General features: G+C 44.4%; 17 protein-coding genes and 1 riboswitch. Of the genes, 11 read left to right on the forward strand and 6 right to left on the reverse strand.

Going from position 1 to position 20779, the window contains the following annotated elements; all coding sequences use genetic code 11:
• Nucleotides 1-83: 83 nt before the first annotated feature.
• Together ON006_RS31350 and fumC are read right to left on the reverse strand one after the other, a co-directional pair.
• Nucleotides 84-599, reverse strand: coding sequence for a HEAT-like fold family protein (locus ON006_RS31350; RefSeq protein ID WP_244821926.1), 516 nt, complete (start codon nucleotides 597-599; stop codon nucleotides 84-86).
• Nucleotides 600-680: 81 nt separating this feature from the next.
• Complete coding sequence (gene fumC, locus ON006_RS31355; protein WP_244821925.1) at nucleotides 681-2081, reverse strand: class II fumarate hydratase; 1401 nt, start codon at nucleotides 2079-2081, stop codon at nucleotides 681-683.
• Nucleotides 2082-2237: 156 nt separating this feature from the next.
• Between fumC and ON006_RS31360 the strand changes: the two genes are divergently transcribed.
• From ON006_RS31360 to ON006_RS31400, 9 genes are all read left to right on the forward strand, one after another.
• Entirely contained in the window at nucleotides 2238-2972 is a 735-nt protein-coding gene (locus ON006_RS31360; protein ID WP_244821924.1) for a 6-phosphogluconolactonase, read from the forward strand.
• A gap of 172 nt (nucleotides 2973-3144) precedes the next feature.
• A riboswitch (cobalamin riboswitch) is annotated at nucleotides 3145-3373 on the forward strand.
• Between the two features lie 203 nt (nucleotides 3374-3576).
• Nucleotides 3577-5898 (forward strand): 5-methyltetrahydropteroyltriglutamate--homocysteine S-methyltransferase, encoded by a 2322-nt coding sequence (gene metE, locus ON006_RS31365; RefSeq protein WP_244821923.1) that lies wholly within the window; start codon nucleotides 3577-3579, stop codon nucleotides 5896-5898.
• Between the two features lie 304 nt (nucleotides 5899-6202).
• Nucleotides 6203-7345 (forward strand): acyltransferase family protein, encoded by a 1143-nt coding sequence (locus ON006_RS31370; RefSeq protein WP_244821922.1) that lies wholly within the window; start codon nucleotides 6203-6205, stop codon nucleotides 7343-7345.
• A gap of 66 nt (nucleotides 7346-7411) precedes the next feature.
• A complete protein-coding gene (locus ON006_RS31375; RefSeq protein WP_244821921.1) occupies nucleotides 7412-7798 on the forward strand; it encodes an acyl-CoA thioesterase in 387 nt (128 codons plus the stop codon).
• 172 nt (nucleotides 7799-7970) lie between these two features.
• Nucleotides 7971-8288, forward strand: a complete 318-nt coding sequence (locus ON006_RS31380; protein WP_244821920.1) for a hypothetical protein — start codon at nucleotides 7971-7973, stop codon at nucleotides 8286-8288.
• Between the two features lie 237 nt (nucleotides 8289-8525).
• Entirely contained in the window at nucleotides 8526-10388 is a 1863-nt protein-coding gene (locus tag ON006_RS31385; protein WP_244821919.1) for a carbamoyltransferase family protein, read from the forward strand.
• Nucleotides 10389-10439: 51 nt separating this feature from the next.
• Nucleotides 10440-11537 (forward strand): SGNH/GDSL hydrolase family protein, encoded by a 1098-nt coding sequence (locus ON006_RS31390; RefSeq protein WP_244821918.1) that lies wholly within the window; start codon nucleotides 10440-10442, stop codon nucleotides 11535-11537.
• A 73-nt stretch (nucleotides 11538-11610) separates the two neighbouring features.
• Nucleotides 11611-11760, forward strand: coding sequence for a DUF5989 family protein (locus tag ON006_RS31395; RefSeq protein WP_015812275.1), 150 nt, complete (start codon nucleotides 11611-11613; stop codon nucleotides 11758-11760).
• Between the two features lie 99 nt (nucleotides 11761-11859).
• Nucleotides 11860-12228, forward strand: a complete 369-nt coding sequence (locus ON006_RS31400; RefSeq protein ID WP_244821917.1) for an SxtJ family membrane protein — start codon at nucleotides 11860-11862, stop codon at nucleotides 12226-12228.
• Between the two features lie 33 nt (nucleotides 12229-12261).
• On the opposite strand, the gene ON006_RS31405 is transcribed toward ON006_RS31400, so the two are convergent.
• The 3 genes from ON006_RS31405 to ON006_RS31415 form a co-directional block, all read right to left on the reverse strand.
• A complete protein-coding gene (locus ON006_RS31405) occupies nucleotides 12262-13146 on the reverse strand; it encodes a Ppx/GppA phosphatase family protein (RefSeq protein WP_244821916.1) in 885 nt (294 codons plus the stop codon).
• A gap of 91 nt (nucleotides 13147-13237) precedes the next feature.
• Entirely contained in the window at nucleotides 13238-14746 is a 1509-nt protein-coding gene (locus ON006_RS31410; protein ID WP_244821915.1) for a hypothetical protein, read from the reverse strand.
• Nucleotides 14736-15350, reverse strand: coding sequence for an RNA polymerase sigma factor (locus ON006_RS31415; RefSeq protein WP_244821914.1), 615 nt, complete (start codon nucleotides 15348-15350; stop codon nucleotides 14736-14738). The genes ON006_RS31410 and ON006_RS31415 overlap by 11 nt, the downstream gene beginning before the upstream one ends.
• A gap of 234 nt (nucleotides 15351-15584) precedes the next feature.
• Between ON006_RS31415 and ON006_RS31420 the strand changes: the two genes are divergently transcribed.
• Nucleotides 15585-16199 carry a hypothetical protein gene (locus ON006_RS31420; RefSeq protein WP_244821913.1) on the forward strand — a complete coding sequence of 205 codons (615 nt, stop codon included), beginning with the start codon at nucleotides 15585-15587 and terminating at the stop codon, nucleotides 16197-16199.
• Nucleotides 16200-16253: 54 nt separating this feature from the next.
• Here the strand turns inward: ON006_RS31420 and ON006_RS31425 are convergent, their stop codons facing one another.
• Complete coding sequence (locus ON006_RS31425; protein WP_244821912.1) at nucleotides 16254-16730, reverse strand: Lrp/AsnC family transcriptional regulator; 477 nt, start codon at nucleotides 16728-16730, stop codon at nucleotides 16254-16256.
• Nucleotides 16731-16923: 193 nt separating this feature from the next.
• Here ON006_RS31425 and metH point away from each other — a divergent pair, with 193 nt between their 5' ends.
• Nucleotides 16924-20748: a methionine synthase gene (gene metH / locus ON006_RS31430; protein WP_244821911.1), complete on the forward strand. Its 3825-nt coding sequence runs from the start codon at nucleotides 16924-16926 to the stop codon at nucleotides 20746-20748.
• Nucleotides 20749-20779 lie beyond the last annotated feature (31 nt).

The raw sequence follows: 20779 nt of genomic DNA on the forward strand, positions 1-20779 counted from the left end.
TAATATCAAGGCAGACGCTTTTGTGGAATGTAAATATAACTTAAACGTCTTGAACCTCAATACGTTTGACGCGGCCCGCTGCATTAAATATGTTTTAATATTTTCTTTCCACGTGAGCGGAAAGCCGGTGTTTCGAAGTCCATTGCTTCTTCGATGATCACGCGTAATTCGTTTTTAATTTCCGGATAAATTTTGCTGAGATTATAAAGGATAGTCAATGAAAAAGCCCTGATCGCAATGGCGGTCTGCCGGTTTTGGACCAACGCAAAGCACGCGTCCATTAACTCGCCATGAAATTCTTCGGGAATTGCGATCTCTTCCAGTATCCGGGCACTGTTTCGGATCACGGCGTCGTGAATGTCGGCGCGTTTCAGCTGGCTCACCAGTACTCCTATATAAGGTCGAATGCTTTGTGGTTTTTGTTTCGAAGCAATGCTCACACTGTACGCAGCACGCTGGGCAAGCCGGAAATCATCGGAAAGAAAACAATGTATCAATTCTTTAAAGGCAGCATCCGAAGTACAGGCGTAGGCAGCGATCCGCATTGCGATCAATTTGGAATGTCTCGGATCGGCAAGCAGCTCAGTTTTAATGTTCATTTTCCAAACCGGTTAAAATCAAAAGTGCCCCGTTAACAAACGGAGCACTGAAAATAGCTATAAAAATGATGATTTGACAGGCTATTTATTATCGCCCACCATTTCTTCCGGTTTGACCCATGCATCAAATTCATCAGGAGTCAGGTAGCCGAGGGCTACTGCAGTCTCTTTTAATGTTGATCCGTTTTTGTGAGCAGTCTGAGCGATTTCGGCAGCTTTGTAATAACCGATTTTGGTGTTCAAAGCAGTTACCAGCATCAATGAATTGTTCACATGCTTTTTGATGTTTTCATGCAGCGGCTCAATACCGACAGCGCAATTGTCATTGAAAGAAACGCAAACATCACCGATCAGGCGAGCAGAATGCAGGAAATTATAGGCCATCAAAGGCTTGAAAACATTTAGTTCAAAATGACCATTTGATCCGCCGATACCGATCGCCACATCATTACCCATAACCTGTGCAGCTACCATTGTCATGGCTTCGCATTGGGTGGGGTTCACTTTGCCGGGCATAATAGAGCTTCCGGGCTCATTGTCGGGAATGTGTATTTCACCGATTCCCGAGCGTGGGCCTGAGGAAAGCATACGGATGTCGTTACCGATTTTCATTAGACTTACAGCCACTGTTTTCAATGCGCCGTGCGCTTCTACAATGGCGTCGTGTGCAGCCAATGCTTCAAATTTATTTTCAGCAGTAATGAAAGGAAGACCTGTCAATGCAGCGATATGTTGTGCCACATTTTCTGAATAACCTTCTGGCGTGTTAATACCTGTTCCAACGGCAGTTCCCCCCAAAGCAAGTTCAGAAAGGTGAGCAAGTGTGTTGTAAATAGCACGCAAACCGTGGTCGAGCTGGGAGGCATATCCCGAAAACTCCTGGCCCAATGTCAATGGGGTCGCATCCATGAAGTGCGTACGGCCGATTTTAACAACATTTCTGAAAGCCTCAGATTTAGCTTTCAATGTATCACGCAGTTTAATGATACCCGGAATGGTTACATCCACCAGGATTTTATATGCCGCAATGTGCATAGCAGTCGGGTAAGTATCATTGGACGACTGCGACTTGTTTACGTCATCATTGGGATGAAGAAATTTGGTCTTGTCTGCCAGGTCACCGCCTTGCAAAACGTGTCCGCGGTAGGCGATTACCTCATTACAGTTCATATTAGACTGTGTTCCGGAGCCCGTTTGCCACACTACCAGCGGAAACTGATCATCGAGCTGCTCAGTAAGGATCTCGTCACAAACCTGACCGATCAGGATGCTTTTTTCTTCTGGTAAAATACCCGCTTCAAAGTTGGTAATGGCAGCGGCTTTTTTTAAGTATGCAAAGGCTTTGATAATTTCCTTTGGCATTTTATTAATATCCTGAGCAATAGGGAAGTTCTGGATAGAGCGTTGCGTTTGAGCGCCCCAGTATACATGGGCAGGTACCTGCACTTCGCCCATGGTGTCTTTTTCTACACGATATTCCATTTTAAGGTATAAGGATAATGTAAATGAACAATGCTTATTTTGGTGGTAAAGTTAGGGTTGGGCTTGCAGTTTTTGGTGTTTTTTAAAGAGAAATGTTTACCCACCTGGAAAGAATGTTTAGATTGTCGCCTTTACAGTTTAAGATTACTTCAAAACATGACTCCCAAAATCAGTATTTACCCGGACTACCAATCGATGAGCCTGGCTGCGGCAGATCGCGTACTGACCTTACTGGCCAATAAACCCAATGCCGTCATTTGCCTGCCTTCGGGAAGTACACCGCTTGGCATGTTCCACACACTGGCGGCCGCGAATCAGAAGGGAATGGCCGATTTTTCCAAATGTATTTTTATTGGCTTGGACGAATGGATCGGAATGGGAGCCGATGACAACGGAAGCTGCCGGGACCTGCTCGACAAGGATTTTTTGAAACCCATTGGATTAAGGGACAATCAGATCGTTTTTTTCGATGGGAAAGCTATTGATCCGCAGGCCGAATGCGACCGTGTCAACAAGGTGGTGGCGAGTCTGGGCGGTTTGGACCTCATTGTTTTGGGAGTTGGAATGAATGGACACCTTGCCCTCAATGAGCCAGGAACCCCGTGGGACACTTACGCCCACATTTCAGAACTGGAAACCGTGACCAAGGAAGTTGGGCAAAAATATTTTGAAAAACCCACCATCCTGACCAGAGGAATAACGGTCGGTATCAAACACATTCTTGAATCCAAAACCGCTATTCTGCTGGCCTCAGGCAGCTCGAAGGCAGAAGTGATCAAGCGTGCGCTGGCGTTCCCGGTAACCGCTGACTTTCCTGCCACCGCATTACAGAATCATCTCAATGCAGAATTGATACTCGACGAAGAAGCTGCTTCATTGATTCAAAAGTGAAGATAATGGTAGAAATCGGGTTGAAAAAATCACTTTTTGAACTGCACATTTTTGGGTAAAAAAGATAATTTATCGCAGAGCATTATTAATTTCTTACGGCTTCACTTAAATCGGTTACATGTTGAAAAGCCGATAAATTTTCACTTTAAATTTGAAACGTTCTTTGTGAACGCCCGTCAATCGGGGTAATGGTTTTTGCTTTGGACCCCTCATCCAAAACTAGCAAAACAAAAAGGAACCGTGTGCAAATCACGGGCAGTCGTGCTACTGTAAGTATCAGTCCAATCATTAAAATGGACAAATTTTGACCCTGGTGTCCCATTGTTGTAAACCACAGGTACAGCGAGAAGGGCGGTCAGAATGATGCAAGCCAGGAGACTTGCCATTACTCTCAATGACTATTCTCTCACGAAAGGGGAGTAGCCACGCATTGATTTACCACATATTGTTTCAGCGTGAGCAGCATTGTCTGGTTCCTTTCGGTATCTGTCAATGTATGTAAATCCTGCTATGGTATGAAGTACTGATCAGTATCCAGTCAATTTACATCAGGATGGGAGGGTGTTTTCACAGGGTTTTTATTAACTCTTTAAACACAAATGCAATGTTATCACACAACCTGGGTTATCCGCGTGTGGGAAGCCACCGCGAACTCAAAAAAGCCAGTGAGCAGTTCTGGGCCGGCAAAATCAGCCGGGAGGCACTTCAAAAAGTAGCGCAGCAGATCCGCCGTGAGAACTGGCAAACTCAAAAAGAGGCAGGCATTGATCTGATCCCTTCAAACGATTTCTCGCTGTATGACCACGTTCTCGACACTTCGTTAATGGTTGGCGCCATTCCAGAGCGATATCATCAGTTGATCGACGGAAAATCCAACCGTGAGCTGGACCTGTACTTTGCAATGGCCAGAGGAATTCAACGCGACGGGCTGGACATTAAGGCAATGGAAATGACCAAATGGTTTGACACCAACTACCACTACCTCGTTCCAGAATTTGTCAAAAACCAGAAATTTCGCCGGTATTCGGATAAAGTTTTGCTGGAATTTGAAGATGCCTTGCACCAAGGCATTGTGACCAAGCCAGTGTTCGTGGGGCCTGTTACCTACCTTCTTTTGGGAAAAGAAAAAGAGGGAGGGTTTGATAGAATTGATCTGCTGGATAATCTGCTACCTATATATATTTCAGTATTAAAAGAGCTTTCAGCCCGCGGAGCAGAATGGGTACAGCTGGACGAGCCAGGCCTTGTACTGGACCTTACGGAAAAGGAAAAACTAGCGTTTCAAAGCGCATACTCACAGATCAGGGAAGCATTACCGAAGCTGAAAGTGCTGGTAGCCACGTTTTTCGATGCCTTGGAAGAAAACTTGCCGATCGCAACCGGCTTACCTATTGACGCGCTGCACATTGATTTGACAAGAGGGGCTGAGAGTTTCAAGTCTCTTTTAGAAGATGCGGCATTCGTTTCTTCGTCTAAAATACTTTCATTAGGCGTCGTCGACGGGCGGAATATTTGGAAAAATGACTATCAAAAGTCGCTGGATTTTGTCTCAGAAGCAGTTAAAGTTTTGGGTGAAAATCGGGTATTTGTTGCACCATCATCTTCCTTGCTGCACAGTCCGTATGATCTGGATCTTGAAAAAAATGAAGAGGTACTGACGCCAGACGTTAAAAACTGGATGGCTTTTGCCAAACAGAAATTGAAGGAAGTGACCACCATTGCAAAGCTGGCTGGCACAGACTGGGCGTCGGATGAGGATTTTATAGCAAACCAGAAAGCTGTTGGAAGCCGGAAAAACTCTCTGCTGATCCATAAGCCAGTGGTTAAAAAGCGTGCTGCGGCCATTAAAGAGGAGGATTTCGAGCGTTTAAATCAGTTCTCTGTGCGACAAGCCATTCAACTGGAAAAATTGAAACTGCCTCTCTTTCCTTCGACTACCATTGGTTCTTTTCCGCAAACGGATGAAGTCAGGCAGCTGAGGGCCAACCTGAAAAAAGGGACGCTGACATTGGAAGTCTACGAAAACCGCATTAAGGAAGAAATTATCAGCTCGCTCCGTTGGCAGGAAGAATTGGGTATAGATGTGCTGGTGCATGGCGAGTTTGAGCGGAATGATATGGTGGAGTATTTTGGCGAAAGCTTGTCGGGTTTTGTTTTTACGCAAAATGGGTGGGTACAAAGCTATGGCAGTCGTTGTGTGAAGCCACCCATTATTTATGGTGACGTGGAGCGGCCTGCTCCTATGACTGTGAAATGGTCTTCATTTGCACAGGCTAATTCTGAAAAACTGGTTAAAGGAATGTTGACCGGACCGGTCACTATTCTGCAATGGTCGTTTGTCCGCGACGATCAGCCGAGAAAGGACACCGCTTTTCAGATCGGGCTTGCGATCCGCGACGAGGTGGTTGATCTGGAAAAGGCTGGTATCAAAATAATACAAATCGACGAACCAGCCATTCGCGAGGGGTTACCATTAAGAAAACACGCCTGGAAAACGTATCTGACCTGGGCGGTGGATGCTTTCCGCCTCAGCGCAGCCGGGGTGGCCGATCAGACCCAGATCCATACGCATATGTGCTATGCAGAGTTTAATGACATCATCGATTCCATCGCGGCAATGGATGCTGACGTGATTACGATAGAAACCTCCCGGTCGCAAATGGAGCTGCTGAATGCATTTGCAGAGTTCAACTATCCGAACGAAATCGGGCCGGGCGTCTACGACATTCATTCACCACGAATACCAACGGTCGACGAAATGATTTACCTCCTTGAAAAGGCATTGAAGGTGATTCCAGCGAGAAACTTATGGGTAAATCCGGACTGCGGATTAAAGACCAGAAAGTGGCCCGAGACAGAAGCAGCTTTGCGAAACATGATTTCCGCGGCTAGCTTGCTGCGCGAATCGGTTACTGTTGAGGGCTAGGTAGGCATAATGGTCAGGGGATTGTCATTTATGGTCATCACTATCAATGACTAATAGTGACAATGAATGACAACCAATGACCATTAGTGACAATAAATAACTATCAGTGATAACCTGGAATGGTACTACATCTTGGCAGAAAGAGAGTCGATTGACATTGAGTTTCTCTCAGCGTTTTTAGTAATCGACGTCCTTTAAATCGCTTTGATAACTCATAGTTACCGGATGCTAATCGCTTAGGGATACTGTACGGTAACACAATTATTATTAGTCCGAACTTTTGTGGACTAATGATAATTGTTGTATGTCAAATAATGCTCAATTCCGAGACGTATATTTTCCCCAGCTGGATGGTTTGCGTGCGATCGCTGTGGGTTTGGTTATAGTGTTTCATTGGCTACCTGACCGGCAGGGTGTTAACATGATTGCAAACGGCCCGTTAGGTGTCACATTGTTTTTTGTCCTGAGTGGCTTTTTAATCACGAGGATTTTACTGGAGAATAAAGTCGATATTGAGGAGGAAGGCATATTTTCTCTGTACAGAGCATTTATGACAAGGAGAATTTTAAGGATTTTCCCAATTTATTATCTCGTGCTAATTTGTATTTGGTTTTTGCAGTATAACACATTCATTGATCCTATTGAAACTCAATTATATACACATCCCGCATACTATTTGTTCTACGGATCTAACTTTCTCATCGATAAATTCAGTAATTGGGCGGACGTGCTATCCATTTACTGGACATTGGCGGTAGAAGAGCAATTTTACATTTTTTGGCCTCTGATCATTTGGAAAGTACCAAATAGGTTCTTGAAGACGGTTGTTATTGGTGTGATATTTCTGGCTTTACTAACCCGCGGTGTGCTATTCTTTTTGGAGAATAACGCCGGGGTGTTAGTGCCCACTTGTCTGGATTCTTTTGGCATGGGAGCTCTCTGGGCAATTATACTTGCGGAAGACAAGGCTGCTGAGAAATTTGTAAGAAATATTCGTTGGTGGGCAGTCTATGGGGCCCTGGTATTCTTCATTTTATGTACCGCTGATCAGAGATCGCTCTTTGAAGCGCTTTTTTTTAGAACCGGGGCATCAATTTTTTGTTTGTACCTTGTGGCCAAAGCTAGCTACGGGACTGGATTTAAATCCTATTTTGGCAGGTTTATTGAAAATCGTTTCATAAGGTATGTCGGTAAAATCAGTTATGGCATATACATGTACCATATGTTGATACCATATCTGATTGTTCCGCTCATGATTAAGCTTTTTCGCCGTTTATTTCATGTTGAAGTTAGATTGACCGAGCAGTCGAACATAATCCTGAGCCTCTTCTTGCTTGTTGGAGTTGCGGCCCTCTCCTGGTATTTTGTTGAAAAACCGTTTATCCGCCTCAAGAAAAGGTTTCAGGTCAGCCGTGTGAAGCCAGGCTATGTAGAGATGACAAGTTAGTAAGCCTCGCTATTAAGAACCATTTTTGACAATACAGATAAAATATCATTTTTATAAATCAACGTTTTGACATTAGAAGAAAAGATACTCGCCTCGGAAACACGTGTTTTCAAAACCGTTTTTCCAAACAACACCAATCACTACGATACACTTTTCGGCGGAACTGCGTTGTCGATGATGGATGAGATTGCATTTATTACCGCTACGCGTTTTTCGCGGCTCCGTTGCGTAACCGTATCTTCCGACCGCATTGATTTTACGCGTCCCATTCCTGCTGGGACGATTATAGAGTTGGTAGGCAGGGTAGAGACCGTGGGGAACACGAGCATGAAGGTGCGTGTCGATATCTTTGTGGAAAAGATGTACGAGGAAGGTAGAGAAAAGGCCGTAACCGGCATATTTACTTTTGTAGCGCTCGACGAAGAGCACAAACCAGTTAAAATAGTGATATGAGGTAGATAGATACGGTGAGCGATAAGATTATTCACAAAGTTTACATCAGCCAGGACAAGGTCGGCCCCGCGCTTGCAGGTTTTGGCGCCGACATTAAGACCGCCGGAACCTACCAAAAAGCATCCAGAAAATTATCACAACCGCTCGTTCCAGAAAGGATAAACTGGTGCTAATGAGCTATGCAACTTATTTTCCCGACAATGTAAAACTTACAGGTGAAGAAAGTGACATGAAACATTTTGCAGGCTGCAATTACGCCTCGCCAGTCACTATTTGGGGAAAACCGGAAGGCGTTAGAAAAGGCGTGCAGGTACATAATCGTATCCTGAAAAAATTGGTCGCCGCAAATCGGGTTTTGTTTCTGGATATGAAGAACCGCATGCCCAAAGATTCTACTTTATTTTGCGACGTATGCCATGTGAGTGAACCGGGAGCGCAGCATTTTGCTCATGAAATTGTACAATTTATTATCCGGCAAAAAGCGTTGTAATAATTTAATGTTAACCATAAATGGATTCATTATCAGTTGTTTATGGTGCTGATGTGTGCTGGTACCAGTGGCGGTAGTAAGCGTGGGAGTTACATATATTGCTGATTATTAGACAATTGGTTCATTCGCTATGATAAAACCAAGGCCTTGCCCGGTTGTAGGGTTAAGCAAAATGCTTAACTTGCACGCCTTTTGGACCCCATAGGCAGTAACTATACATATAATTAAATATTTTTAATGAAAATTTTAGGTATCTCGGCTTTCTATCACGATTCGGCAGCGGCTCTGATTGATAATGGTGAAATAGTAGCAGCAGCACAAGAAGAGCGTTTTACCCGTAAAAAGCACGATCCAGGGTTCCCCTCCCATGCTGTCGCATTTTGCCTTGAATACGGTGGATTGTCGCTTAATGAACTTGATGCCATTGTTTTCTATGACAAACCGCTTTTAAAGTTTGAAAGACTCCTTGAAACTTATTATGCCTTTGCACCAAAGGGTGTCCGGTCTTTTTTGACCGCAATGCCTGTCTGGATAAAGGAAAAGATGTTTTTAAAGCGTCTTATCAATGAAGAGCTGGTCAAACTCGGCTACGATAAAAAGAAAAAAGTTAAACTGCTCTTCCCGGAACATCATTTGTCGCACGCTGCGAGCGCCTTCTATCCTTCACCTTTCGAGAAATCAGCAATTCTGACAATTGATGGGGTAGGAGAATGGGCAACCGCATCGATTTGTCTTGGAGAAGGCAAAGATATCAGTATTCTTAAAGAGCTCAGATTTCCGCATTCGCTAGGTCTGCTATATTCTGCATTTACATATTTCCTTGGTTTCAGGGTTAATTCCGGCGAATACAAACTGATGGGACTCGCGCCTTACGGAAACCCCGATTCTCCTGATATTAAGAAGTATGAGGAAATCATTCTGAAAGAATTGGTCGACCTCAAAGAAGACGGGTCAGTGTGGCTTGATCAGGAATATTTTGATTATGCTACCGGGCTCAAAATGGTTAATGAGCACAAATGGGAAGCGCTTTTCGGATTTAAGACCAGAAGACCGGAAGATGCCCTGGAAGCTGTTCATTGCAACCTGGGACTTGCCATTCAGAACATTACAGAAGAAGCGGTGATCCGCATGGCGAAAGAGGCGAAGAGGCTCACCGGAGCCGACTACTTATGTATGGCCGGAGGCGTAGCACTCAATTGCGTATCTAACGGAAAGCTGCAAAAAGCCAACATATTTAAGGACATATTTATCCAGCCCGCTGCCGGTGATGCAGGAGGAGCTTTGGGTGCGGCCCAGGCAGCATATCATATCTATTTCAACGAAGAGCGAAAAATTACCTGGAAAGCTGACGCGATGCGTGGCTCATATCTGGGGCCAACTTTCTCGGACCTTGACGTGGCCTTGACTGCCAAGAAATATAAAGCGATTTACACACATTACGAGAATTTCAAGGATCTGTCTACTGAGGCTGCGAAGTTATTGGCGGAAGGAAATGTAGTAGGCTGGGTTCAAGGAAGAATGGAGTTCGGCCCCCGGGCATTGGGTGGCAGGAGTATTTTGGGCGATCCAAGGAATGCTGAAATGCAGAAAAAGCTTAACCTCAAAATCAAATACAGAGAGTCGTTCCGTCCTTTTGCTCCGTCGGTTTTGGCAGAAGATTGTGGTGACTACTTTGATTATGAGGGTATTTCTCCTTACATGCTGTTGGTACATCCGGTCGCCGAAAGCAGACGCAAGCCGGTACCAGCCAATTACAGCGCTATGGACCTACGGGAGAAACTGTATTTCGAACGCTCAGACCTTCCTTCGATTACACATATTGACTATTCGGCCAGGATTCAAACGGTTCATAAGGAGACAAATCCTCGTTACTACGAACTGATTGATTCATTCAAAGCACTTACAGGATATGCGGTGATCGTGAATACCAGCTTCAACGTACGTGGAGAACCTATTGTATGTACGCCTAATGATGCGTATAGATGCTTTATGCGCACGGAGATGGACTATCTGGTTGTTGGGAATTTTATATTTGATAAAAAGCAGCAGCCCGAATGGCTCGAAAAGGACAACTGGAAAGAAGAGTTTGTACTGGATTAAGCACCCTTCTATTATCAGCATACACAAATGGCATCTAAAATTGTAACAAGCTTGGTAAGGATAATCTTCCTGGGCTTCATTTTCATCTTCCTTTTTTATCCGGATAAATTTCATGTCAAATTTGACTATCCGGGTTTTCCGCAGAGTGACAGCTGGTACGTCAGACTGGCAAAGCTCGCTTTCTGGTTGCTTCTTATCGTTGAGATCCTCAGGATTTTCTACTATGGTGTTGTAAAAAGCAAAGCCAAAGGACTGGTTGCGAATATTGTTACCATTACTGTTCCCTTGTTGGTAACACTTATTTTCCTTGAAATCATTTTCATGTACATTCCGCAAAGCCATGAAGGAGTGCTGTCAAAAGCATCTCAGATATGGTGGGAGAAATACTGGAATCCCGTAAATGCATTGGGTTATCATGATAAAGAGGTTAGAAAAGAGTCGGGGAAAAAACAGGTGCTCGTCATTGGTGATTCTTTTGCCGCAGGCCATGGTTTGAAGGATGTGAACGAGCGTTTTTCGAATATCCTGGAATCCAAGTTGGGTACTGATCAATATAATGTTTATAACCTGGGAATGTCGGGTGCTGATACCCGTGATGAAGCGAAGCGATTGAAGGAATTCCCGGTTAAACCTGACATTGTTATCCTTGAATACTTTCCCAATGACATTGAAAAAGTGGGTCGCGAAAAAGGATTGACGCTTTCAGGAGCGGAACCTTATGCAGATCTCAAAGGCCCGATGGCCACTATTGTAAAACGGTTTTACCTTCCAAATTTTATCTACTGGCAGCTACCGCACACCGGTTTCAGCACTTTTGAAAAATTCGTGCAAACTGCCTATACCGATACGACGGTACTCCATTCTCATTTGCGTGATCTATCCGAAATGACTGCATATAAGGACAGTATCGGTGCTAAAATGTATGCTGTTTTCATTCCGTTTTTATTTCAGATCGATAAGAGTGCGGGCTATACGAAACCCGTTGAGGACTTCCTCAAATCTAAGGGAGTAACCGTTGTAGGCATCAATGATGGAATTGTGAAGATTCCAGAGAAGGAAAGAGTGGTTGGAAAGAACGACGGACACGGCAGTGCAGCGTTGAATGGCCTCATCGCAGACCGGTTGTACAAAGCGATGAAGAAACCATAACACTTTGTTTATTTCAGAATTATATTAGAATATTAAAATTTTTTAACTTTAAATTTCAAAACATTAGAATAAAATGGATTTCTTAACAGATTTGTTCGCATTTATGAAGGAGCGCAAGAAGTGGTGGCTTGCTCCTGTCATTATTGTATTGCTATTGATTGGCGTGCTGATCGTAATAGGAGGTGGTTCAGCAGTAGCTCCTTTTATCTACACATTGTTCTAGTTTGTTGCGCCGGAAGTTCAAACTTTACATTCAAATTCATTACAGTGATATTGGATCTTATGATTGCCAATATCACTGTATTTAATCATTAATATCAGAATGAGTGAATCAGAAAAGGCCAAAGCCCAGTTGGTCATCGTTACCGGATTGGTGGTACTTTATTTTATCTTCAAATCTCAATACCCATATTTCCTGATTGCGGCCGCTGTAGTTGGCGTGTTAAGCATTGCAGTTCCGGCGATCGGAGACCTGATCGTGAAGGGCTGGTATAAAATAGCGGAGATATTAGGTGCGATCAATGGTAGGATTCTTTTGTCCGCCGTGTTTTTCATTGTATTGTTCCCCGTGGCGGCGATCGCCAAGTTGAGCAAGAAGAATCCTTTGAACCTGAAACGAGAAGCAAAGGATTCTGTCTTTACGGAAAGAAATCACAAATATTCTGCGAAGGATCTGGAACAGGTTTGGTAAGCAATATGCAAGAGTTTGTTAAAAGGCCTGGTTTCAGGCCTTTTTTTTGCGACATGCCCTGTCATATAAAAGTTGTAGCATTCCATCTTTCAAGCCCACATCCGGAACGTGAATGACTTCTGCGCCAGCCCATATCATTGCCGATGTGTAGATGTCGCCTGCCGGTACAATTACGTCGGCACGGTCGGGGTTTAATTGCAGCTTATTGATACGTTCCTCCAATGTAAACTGGGAAATGTACTCCTTCATTCTCACAATTTCATCCAGGCTGGTAGAGCTTTCCGTTAGTTTGGATGAAAGATCGAAGAGCTTATTAATGTTACCGCCTGTCCCTACGGCCTGAATAGGTAGGCTGTAATCAACGTTTTGGTTGATCCATTCTTTTATTTTAAGCCACGAGTTTTTAGACTCCTTGCCTTCCAGCAACCGCACCGATCCTAGTTTGAAAGACTTAGCTTTGATTTTCTGACGATCTTTATAAACATTCAGCTCCGTACTGCCGCCGCCAACATCAATGTGAATGTATTGGCCTTCGCCCAGTGATTTTACAACTACATTGTTCACCAGCTCAGCCTCGCGTTGTCCGTCAATGATCTGAATGTGAATGCCGGTACGATTTTCGATATGTTCACGGACTTCGTAACCGTTTTCAGCTTCACGCATGGCCGACGTAGAGCAAGCCATGTAATCGTCCACCTCGTGCAGCTCCATCAGCAGCTGGTAGGCAAGCATCAGCTTCATCATGCGGTCTTCACTTTGGGAAGTAATTCTGCCCTGCGTAAAAACATCATGACCTAGCCGAAGAGGAAATCTGACGTATTCAACTTTTTTAAAGCGGGAGACACCCTCGTCCTGCAATACCGAAGATATTTGCATACGGGCACCATTGGATCCAATGTCTATTGCAGCGAATTTCAAAAGCTAGTTAATAGGGAAGTAAATAAAAGCCAAAAATAGAACTTTCACGAACAAGTTTCTATTATTGTGCGTGAAAGTTCCGATATGCTATTTACATTTTTTTACCACCTATCTGATACAATAACTTAACTTTTACACCTGGGCCAGCACTATTGCTAAACGGTGTGAGCGGTTTGAAGTAGGTAAATAAATAACCTTCTGCCTGGACTACAATCGGATGCCAGGTTTTCTCGATACCCAGTGAAAAATTAACTGAACTTACTGCCGGAATATTGGTTTTATGTTCGAAAGTCTGGTTAAAGAACAGATTGTTCGGTGCCTGGCAGTCATAAGAGATCCTTTCCTTGGAAGATATCTTTATATTCGTTCCTACCCCGGCATAATAAGCCCAATCATCTTTTAATGTGTTACGGAAAGCCACGGTAAGCGGAATCTGCACAAGTGTAGGATTTACCTTAATGTTATAAATTTCAAATATCAACGGTACCTCGCCAGGATTTGTCTGTTTGAAATCCTTTCTGTTCTTCTCCCGGAACACCTTTTCGGTAAAAAACTCCATTGGTTTTACCTTCAACCAACTGATTCCTGCCGAGATGGAGAACTTCTTGGACACGAGCACTTCAGCCACGATGGTTTTTGCCTGGCCACCTTTTTCTATCTGTATCCCACCGCCAAAACGGTAAGGTACTTTCAATGGCAGCTTCGGAATAACGTTCTCTGTCTGAGTTGTTTTCTCCACTTTTTTGTCAGAAACCGTAGCCTTTGCCAGCTGCGTATTAGCAACCGGAGCAAAAGCACGTTGTACCTGCCTAACAGACAACCTGTTGGCAAGATTGTAACTCATTTTTCTCGACAGAACATAACCATTATTCATTCCGACGGCATTTTGAATCGCATAAATTCCTGATTCAGTGCCAAGTACTTTTTGTCCTGCCCCGGAAGTAACGCCAGCGTAGCCAGAAGATGCGTGAATTTCATTTTTTGCCAATTCCACAGTTTCCTGCGATTGAATGGTTGCTGGGTTTTGACGTGGATATGTCTCATTGATTTTTCCTGATCCATTCTTATTGAAGTTTTCAGCAGGAACATTGGCAACTGATTCGGGTAATGTAGTGGAAGTCACGCGGTCAGAATTTTGTGCCCCGTTATTAATGTCGGATAGAGCTTGTGAATCCTGATTTTCCTTCGTTGAGTTTTGATTTTCAAGAGTTTGTGACTCGGCATAGCTCAGACGATCCTGTATTTGCGGAACAGAAAAGGCATTTTCCGGAGCCATTTCCTTTTGTACCAGGTAAACTGTATCCGTTTTTGCAACCGGAGCCGGCTGGTTTTTAATCACCTCGATCTGGTTCTGCAGATTTTTAACATCGGAAACCAGGTGGTTGTTTTTTGACAGCTGGTTCACATACAGGAACGCCATCACCGTCGTCACCGAAGCAGCGGCAGCATAACCTACCCACGAACTGTATTGTTGCCAGAAAGTCGGCGGAGTGTGTGCGTGCATATAATTTTGCATGCGCGCCCAGTCCTGCTCATGAAAGTCTGGTTCGATACTCTCTAGTTTCCGGCGTATAGTGTTCTCAAATTTATTAGTTTTCATTTCCTCTGAATGACTTTACGGCCCAATCACTTGGGAAGAGATTTGGGTAATATTGTTTAATTAAATGCTGCAAACGGGCGCGGGCACGAACGTAATGTGATCGTACCGTAGCTTCGTTAATTTGCAGCAAATCTGCTATTTCACGATGGTTGTAACCATCTACTACGTACAGCAGGAACACGTTTTTGTAAACAGGCTTTATCTGCTGGATCAGCTGAAGAATTTCATCCGCAGTGATCTGGCTTATTACATCTTCTTCAAATTTGGGGTACGGCGCATCCTCCAGAGCAATTACATCCTCGCTATGCTTTTTATGTTTGCGGTAGTAGCTGATCGCCGTATTAACCATAATCGTTCGCAACCAAGCCTTGAAAGGATGGTTGCAGTCATATTTTTCCAAATTATTAAAGACCTTCAGAAATCCCTCGTTCAATACCTCTTCGGCCTCCTCAGTAGTGGCGGTATAGCGAAGGCAAATGCTTTTCGAATACCCGAAAAATTGTTTATAAAGATGCCGCTGCGCCTGGCTGTTGCCAGCGATGCATGCAGCCACGACCGAGTTGAAGTCGTTTTCACTAAAGGATATTTTTCTTCCAAAAAGCAAAGTCAGGGTATCAAATTGTCAGGGATCGAATTACTTACTTAACACTTACGCCGTACTCGATCAATATGTTGCAAAAAATTACGAAAAAATATGGTGGTATCAAAAAGCGGGAAGTACAGCTTTTTGGGACTAAAAAATTGAGGAAAAATTGCCTGCTGGCTGCAACAGTACATTCCCGGGAGGCGTAATCCCTAAAAACAGTTTTAAACATTCACAAAAACCCGTGAGTTGATCATGAAAAAAATTTCACTTTTGCTGGTTGTTTTGACGAGCGTATGGTTTGCTGCTTGTCAGAAAGATGATGCGGCGAGTCCGGATGCAGTAGAGGAATCCTCTGATTTTGAAAATGTGGTAGAGTCGGCGGCGAGGTATTCGGTAGCTACGGATTCGGTTACGATTGGTAAATGCAAAGGTAAATTGACGGAAGTGGCGGTGGTAGATCTGGCAGCGCCCATTACAACGTATATCAGTACTACCTATCCGGGTTCTGAGATTAAGTATGCGGCCAAGGATCAGGCAGGTAAAGTGGTGGTAGCGATTACTTTGGCGGACGGTACTGCAAAGGGGCTGTTGTTTAATGCGGACGGTACCTTCAAGGAAGAATTGAAGCAACACGGGCATAAAGCCAAGCTTACTAAAATAGAAATTACTGCATTACCTTCCACGATTACAGATTATATTACTTCGTCATATGCGGGTGCGACGATCAAGCTGGCCGCTACTAATGATGCAGGAGAGTATTTTGTAGGGATACTGCAGGACGATAAAGTGAAGATATTGTTATTCAATGCAGACGGTACTTTCAATAAGGAATTGGAACAGCCGCTGAGAAGACATAAAAAGCATTAAAATCTTTTGTTAGGGGTGAGTTGGAATACGGCGCTGGATTTTCCGGCTCCGTATTTATTTTTTATCAGGCAGCATTTCCAATGCGGATGAATTTTTGATTTCTCCCATTACAAACAGGCTGTGCGTGCTCCCGATATTATCCAGTGACCCGAGTTTTTGCATTAAAAATTGCTGGTACTGCGACATATCGTCCACTACTACTTTTAATAAAAAATCGTAGTCTCCCGAAATATTAAAACACTCCATTACCTCGGGCATGGCCGAGATCGCCTTAACAAATTTCTCCCCCATTACCTTGGAATGCTCTTTGAGCGCAATGTTGCAAAAGGCCATCAGCTTTTTCCCAACTTTCTCTCTATCAACAAGCGCGACGTATTTTTTGATAACCCCTTCTTTTTCGAGTCTTCTCACCCGTTCGTATACCGGCGTGTAGGAGAGGTTTAACTTTTCCGACAATTCCCGTGTTTTCAATGTAGCATCCTGTTGCAGGAAATGAAGGATTTTGGCGTCGGTATCATCCAGATTATACATAGATAGAATATCTTTATTCAGTTTTAGTACGGGTCGAATATAGATAAATAATTTATCAGACTTGAAACTGATAGACTATTCGTCTGAATTTTTTGATTTTATTGAACAAAACATCTATTGAGTTAAATTTGTGACATTGTAAGCCTCTGGCTTTTCCGGCGAGATATAATCAGTTAGTTAAAAGAGAAAATAAATGGTAGCAACTCAAAAAGCAGATATCCGTGACATTCTGAAAACCCGCATTCTGGTACTTGACGGCGCTATGGGTACAATGATCCAACGTTACAAATTGGAGGATCACGATTACAGGGGGGAACGGTTCAGTGATTGGCCGCAAGACATTAAGGGAAATAATGACCTGCTTTCATTAACCCGCCCTGATATCATTAAAGAAATTCATGCCGCCTACTTTGAGGCAGGGGCGGACATTGCAGAAACCAATACTTTTTCGGGGACTACCATTGCCATGGCCGATTACGGCATGGAGGCGCTGGTGTATGAGCTCAATTTTGAGTCAGCACGACTGGCTCGCGAAGTAGCGGATACTTTCACTGAAAATGAACCCGACAAACCAAGATTTGTAGCCGGTTCTATCGGGCCGACTAACCGTACTGCTTCGTTATCGCCGGATGTAAATAATCCGGGATTTCGTGCTATCAGCTTTGATCAGCTCGTGGAGGCATATTATGAGCAGGTAAAAGGCTTAACCGACGGAGGTTGCGACTTGCTGCTTGTTGAAACGATTTTTGATACTTTGAATGCAAAAGCAGCGCTTTTTGCAATAGATAAATTTTTTACGGACGCCAAAAACGGAAAAGTTGAGAGACTACCGTCATGGAGAGTTGCTGAGGGCGAGGCATTGCCTATCATGATTTCCGGAACCATTACCGATGCGTCGGGACGTACATTGTCGGGGCAAACTACCGAAGCGTTTCTGACTTCTGTTTCGCATTTGCCGCTTCTATCGGTTGGCTTGAACTGTGCGTTAGGTGCCGACCTAATGCGGCCATATGTGCAGATTCTGGCAAAAGAGTCACCTTTTTACACATCTGCCCACCCGAATGCAGGCTTGCCTAATGAAATGGGCGAATACGACGAAACACCGGAGCAAATGGGTGAGGTGATTGACGGATTTTTGAGGGACAATCTGATCAATATCATTGGTGGATGCTGCGGGACTACGCCTGGACACATTCGGGTGATTGCGGACCTTGCAAAAAAGTACAGCCCAAGATCATTACCTGCGGCCGATACAGTAATGAAGCTGTCGGGGCTCGAACCGGTGAAAATCACTGAGCTGACCAATTTTGTGAACATTGGTGAGCGTTGTAACGTAACTGGTTCGAAGAAATTTGCCAGGCTGATCCGCGAAGGTAAATACGACGAAGCACTTACTATAGCCCGTGAGCAGGTGGAAAGCGGCGCGCAGGTGATCGATGTCAACCTGGACGAAGGGATGATCGATGGTGTGGAGGCTATGAAGACTTTTGTGAACCTTATTGCGTCTGAACCCGATATTTCCAAAGTTCCGCTCATGATCGATTCTTCCAAATGGGAAGTGATTGAATCGGGTTTGAAGTGTGTACAAGGTAAGTCCATTGTAAACTCTATTTCGCTGAAAGAGGGTGAGGAGAAATTCAAAGAGTCGGCAAGGACGGTACTTCGCTATGGCGCTGCCACTGTGGTAATGGCATTCGATGAGCAAGGTCAGGCGGATAATTTTGAACGAAGAAAAGAAATTTGCGCCAGGGCATATCGAATTTTGGTGGATGAAGTAGGATTCCCGGCCGAAGACATCATTTTTGACCCGAACATTCTGACCGTGGCGACCGGTATGGAAGAGCATAACAACTATGCGGTTGACTTCATCAATACGGTTCGCTGGATCAAGGAGAACCTGCCGCATGCAAAAGTATCGGGTGGTGTTTCCAATGTGTCGTTTAGCTTCCGAGGCAATGAACCTGTTCGTGAGGCGATCCATACTGCGTTTTTGTACCACGCGATCAAGGCTGGAATGGATATGGGAATTGTGAATGCAGCGCAAATTGGCATTTACGATGAAATACCAAAAGACGTTTTGGAGTTAGTGGAAGACGTGCTTCTAAACCGTCGTCCTGATTCTACCGAGCGTTTGGTAACATACGCAGAAACTGTAAAGGACAAAGGGAAAACGCAAACCGGCCCGGATCTGACCTGGCGACTGTTGCCAATTAAGGAACGTATTTCACATGCATTGGTAAAAGGGATTTCGGATTATATAGATGAGGATACGGAGGAATGCCGGCATTTATTCAGCAGGCCATTAGAGGTGATTGAGGGCCCTTTGATGGACGGGATGAGTATTGTAGGTGATTTGTTCGGTGAGGGTAAAATGTTCCTGCCACAGGTTGTTAAGTCTGCAAGGGTGATGAAAAAAGCGGTTGCCTACTTGCAGCCATTTATCGAAGCTGAAAAAAGCGAGGGCAGTAATTCTGCTGGTAAAATTTTGCTCGCAACCGTAAAAGGTGATGTTCATGACATTGGAAAAAATATCGTGGGCGTCGTGTTGGGTTGCAATAACTACGAGATCATTGATCTTGGGGTAATGGTGCCTACGGACAAAATCCTCGCAGCGGCGCTTGAACATAATGTTGATATCATTGGTCTTTCGGGATTGATTACGCCTTCATTGGATGAAATGGTCGGTGTGGCAAAAGAAATGGAGCGCCGGAATTTCAAAATGCCATTGCTGATCGGCGGCGCAACCACTTCCAGGATACATACGGCCGTAAAAATCGATCCGAATTACTCAGGTGCGGTCATTCACGTGCTCGACGCTTCACGCTCGGTACCGGTCGCAGGCAAGCTGATTCAGAGCGATCAAAGCCAGGCAGATGTATTGCTAAACATCAAAGCAGAATACGCCAAACTTCGTGACGATCACGCGAAAAGAGGAGGTGAAAAAGCGCATGTTGCCATTGACAAGGCCCGAAATAATAAGGCAAAAATCGATTGGAGTAATTTCAAAGCCACCAAGCCGCAATTTTTGGGAACAAGGGTTTATGACGACTACGAACTAGCCGATATTGCCAAATACATTGACTGGACGCCATTCTTCCAGACCTGGCAGCTGCACGGCAAGTATCCCAAGATATTTGAAGACAAAGTGGTTGGCGCGGAAGCAATGAAGCTTTTTGAAGACGCTGCGGTACTCTTGGGAGAGATCATTCGTGATAAAACTTTGAAAGCGAAGGCGGTAATTGGTTTCTGGCCTGCCAATTCTATCCAGGACGACATTGTGCTGCATCATTTTGAGGAACAATCCCGTGAGGTTGCCTGTGAGAGACACGGTTCGCATCAGCACATAGAATACAAGATCAGCCAGAAAGGATTGGAGAATCTGAATGCGGGAGAATTGGTTGCCGACACGGCAGTGGTTCTTCATCATTTGAGGCAACAAAGCCAGAAAGCATCCAACCTGCCCAACTATTGCCTTTCAGACTTTGTGGCGCCATTGGAAACAGGGCAGACGGATTATGTAGGTGGATTTGCAGTAACTGCCGGGATCGGAATAGAGGCGCTTCTTGATAAATACGAAAAAGACCACGACGACTACAATAGCATTATGGTGAAAGCACTAGCCGACAGGTTGGTGGAAGCGCTTGCCGAGTTGATGCACGAGCGGGTCCGTAAGGAATTATGGGGCTACGTTGATAGTGAAGATCTGACAAATGAAGACCTCATTAAGGAAGCATATATGGGTATCCGTCCGGCACCTGGCTATCCTGCCTGCCCGGACCATACTGAAAAGCGAATGCTGTTCGATTTACTGGGTGCTGAACAACTGGGTATCACCCTCACGGAAAGCTATGCTATGTACCCCGCAAGTAGTGTGAGTGGCTGGTATTTCTCCCATCCGGAAAGCAGGTATTTCCCTGTGGGTAAGATATTTAAGGATCAGGTGGAGGACTATGCAAGAAGAAAAAATATGCCGCTTGAAGAAATTGAAAAATGGCTTTCGCCGGTTTTAGGATATTAATTCAAAGTAGTAATCGGGTTCATGTGGAGAA

The organism is Dyadobacter pollutisoli, assembly GCF_026625565.1.
Taxonomy (GTDB): domain Bacteria; phylum Bacteroidota; class Bacteroidia; order Cytophagales; family Spirosomataceae; genus Dyadobacter; species Dyadobacter pollutisoli.

Excerpts from the sequence above, each read along its gene's own strand:
- ON006_RS31385 (WP_244821919.1), top strand. The coding sequence starts at position 8,526 with ATGAAAATTTTAGGTATCTCGGCTTTCTATCACGATTCGGCAGCGGCT.
- ON006_RS31395 (WP_015812275.1), top strand. The coding sequence starts at position 11,611 with ATGGATTTCTTAACAGATTTGTTCGCATTTATGAAGGAGCGCAAGAAG.
- ON006_RS31420 (WP_244821913.1), top strand. The coding sequence starts at position 15,585 with ATGAAAAAAATTTCACTTTTGCTGGTTGTTTTGACGAGCGTATGGTTT.
- ON006_RS31425 (WP_244821912.1), bottom strand. The coding sequence starts at position 16,730 with ATGTATAATCTGGATGATACCGACGCCAAAATCCTTCATTTCCTGCAA.
- metE (WP_244821923.1), top strand. The coding sequence starts at position 3,577 with ATGTTATCACACAACCTGGGTTATCCGCGTGTGGGAAGCCACCGCGAA.
- fumC (WP_244821925.1), bottom strand. The coding sequence starts at position 2,081 with ATGGAATATCGTGTAGAAAAAGACACCATGGGCGAAGTGCAGGTACCT.
- ON006_RS31410 (WP_244821915.1), bottom strand. The coding sequence starts at position 14,746 with ATGAAAACTAATAAATTTGAGAACACTATACGCCGGAAACTAGAGAGT.
- metH (WP_244821911.1), top strand. The coding sequence starts at position 16,924 with ATGGTAGCAACTCAAAAAGCAGATATCCGTGACATTCTGAAAACCCGC.
- ON006_RS31360 (WP_244821924.1), top strand. The coding sequence starts at position 2,238 with ATGACTCCCAAAATCAGTATTTACCCGGACTACCAATCGATGAGCCTG.
- ON006_RS31380 (WP_244821920.1), top strand. The coding sequence starts at position 7,971 with ATGAGCTATGCAACTTATTTTCCCGACAATGTAAAACTTACAGGTGAA.
- ON006_RS31370 (WP_244821922.1), top strand. The coding sequence starts at position 6,203 with ATGTCAAATAATGCTCAATTCCGAGACGTATATTTTCCCCAGCTGGAT.
- ON006_RS31400 (WP_244821917.1), top strand. The coding sequence starts at position 11,860 with ATGAGTGAATCAGAAAAGGCCAAAGCCCAGTTGGTCATCGTTACCGGA.
- ON006_RS31350 (WP_244821926.1), bottom strand. The coding sequence starts at position 599 with ATGAACATTAAAACTGAGCTGCTTGCCGATCCGAGACATTCCAAATTG.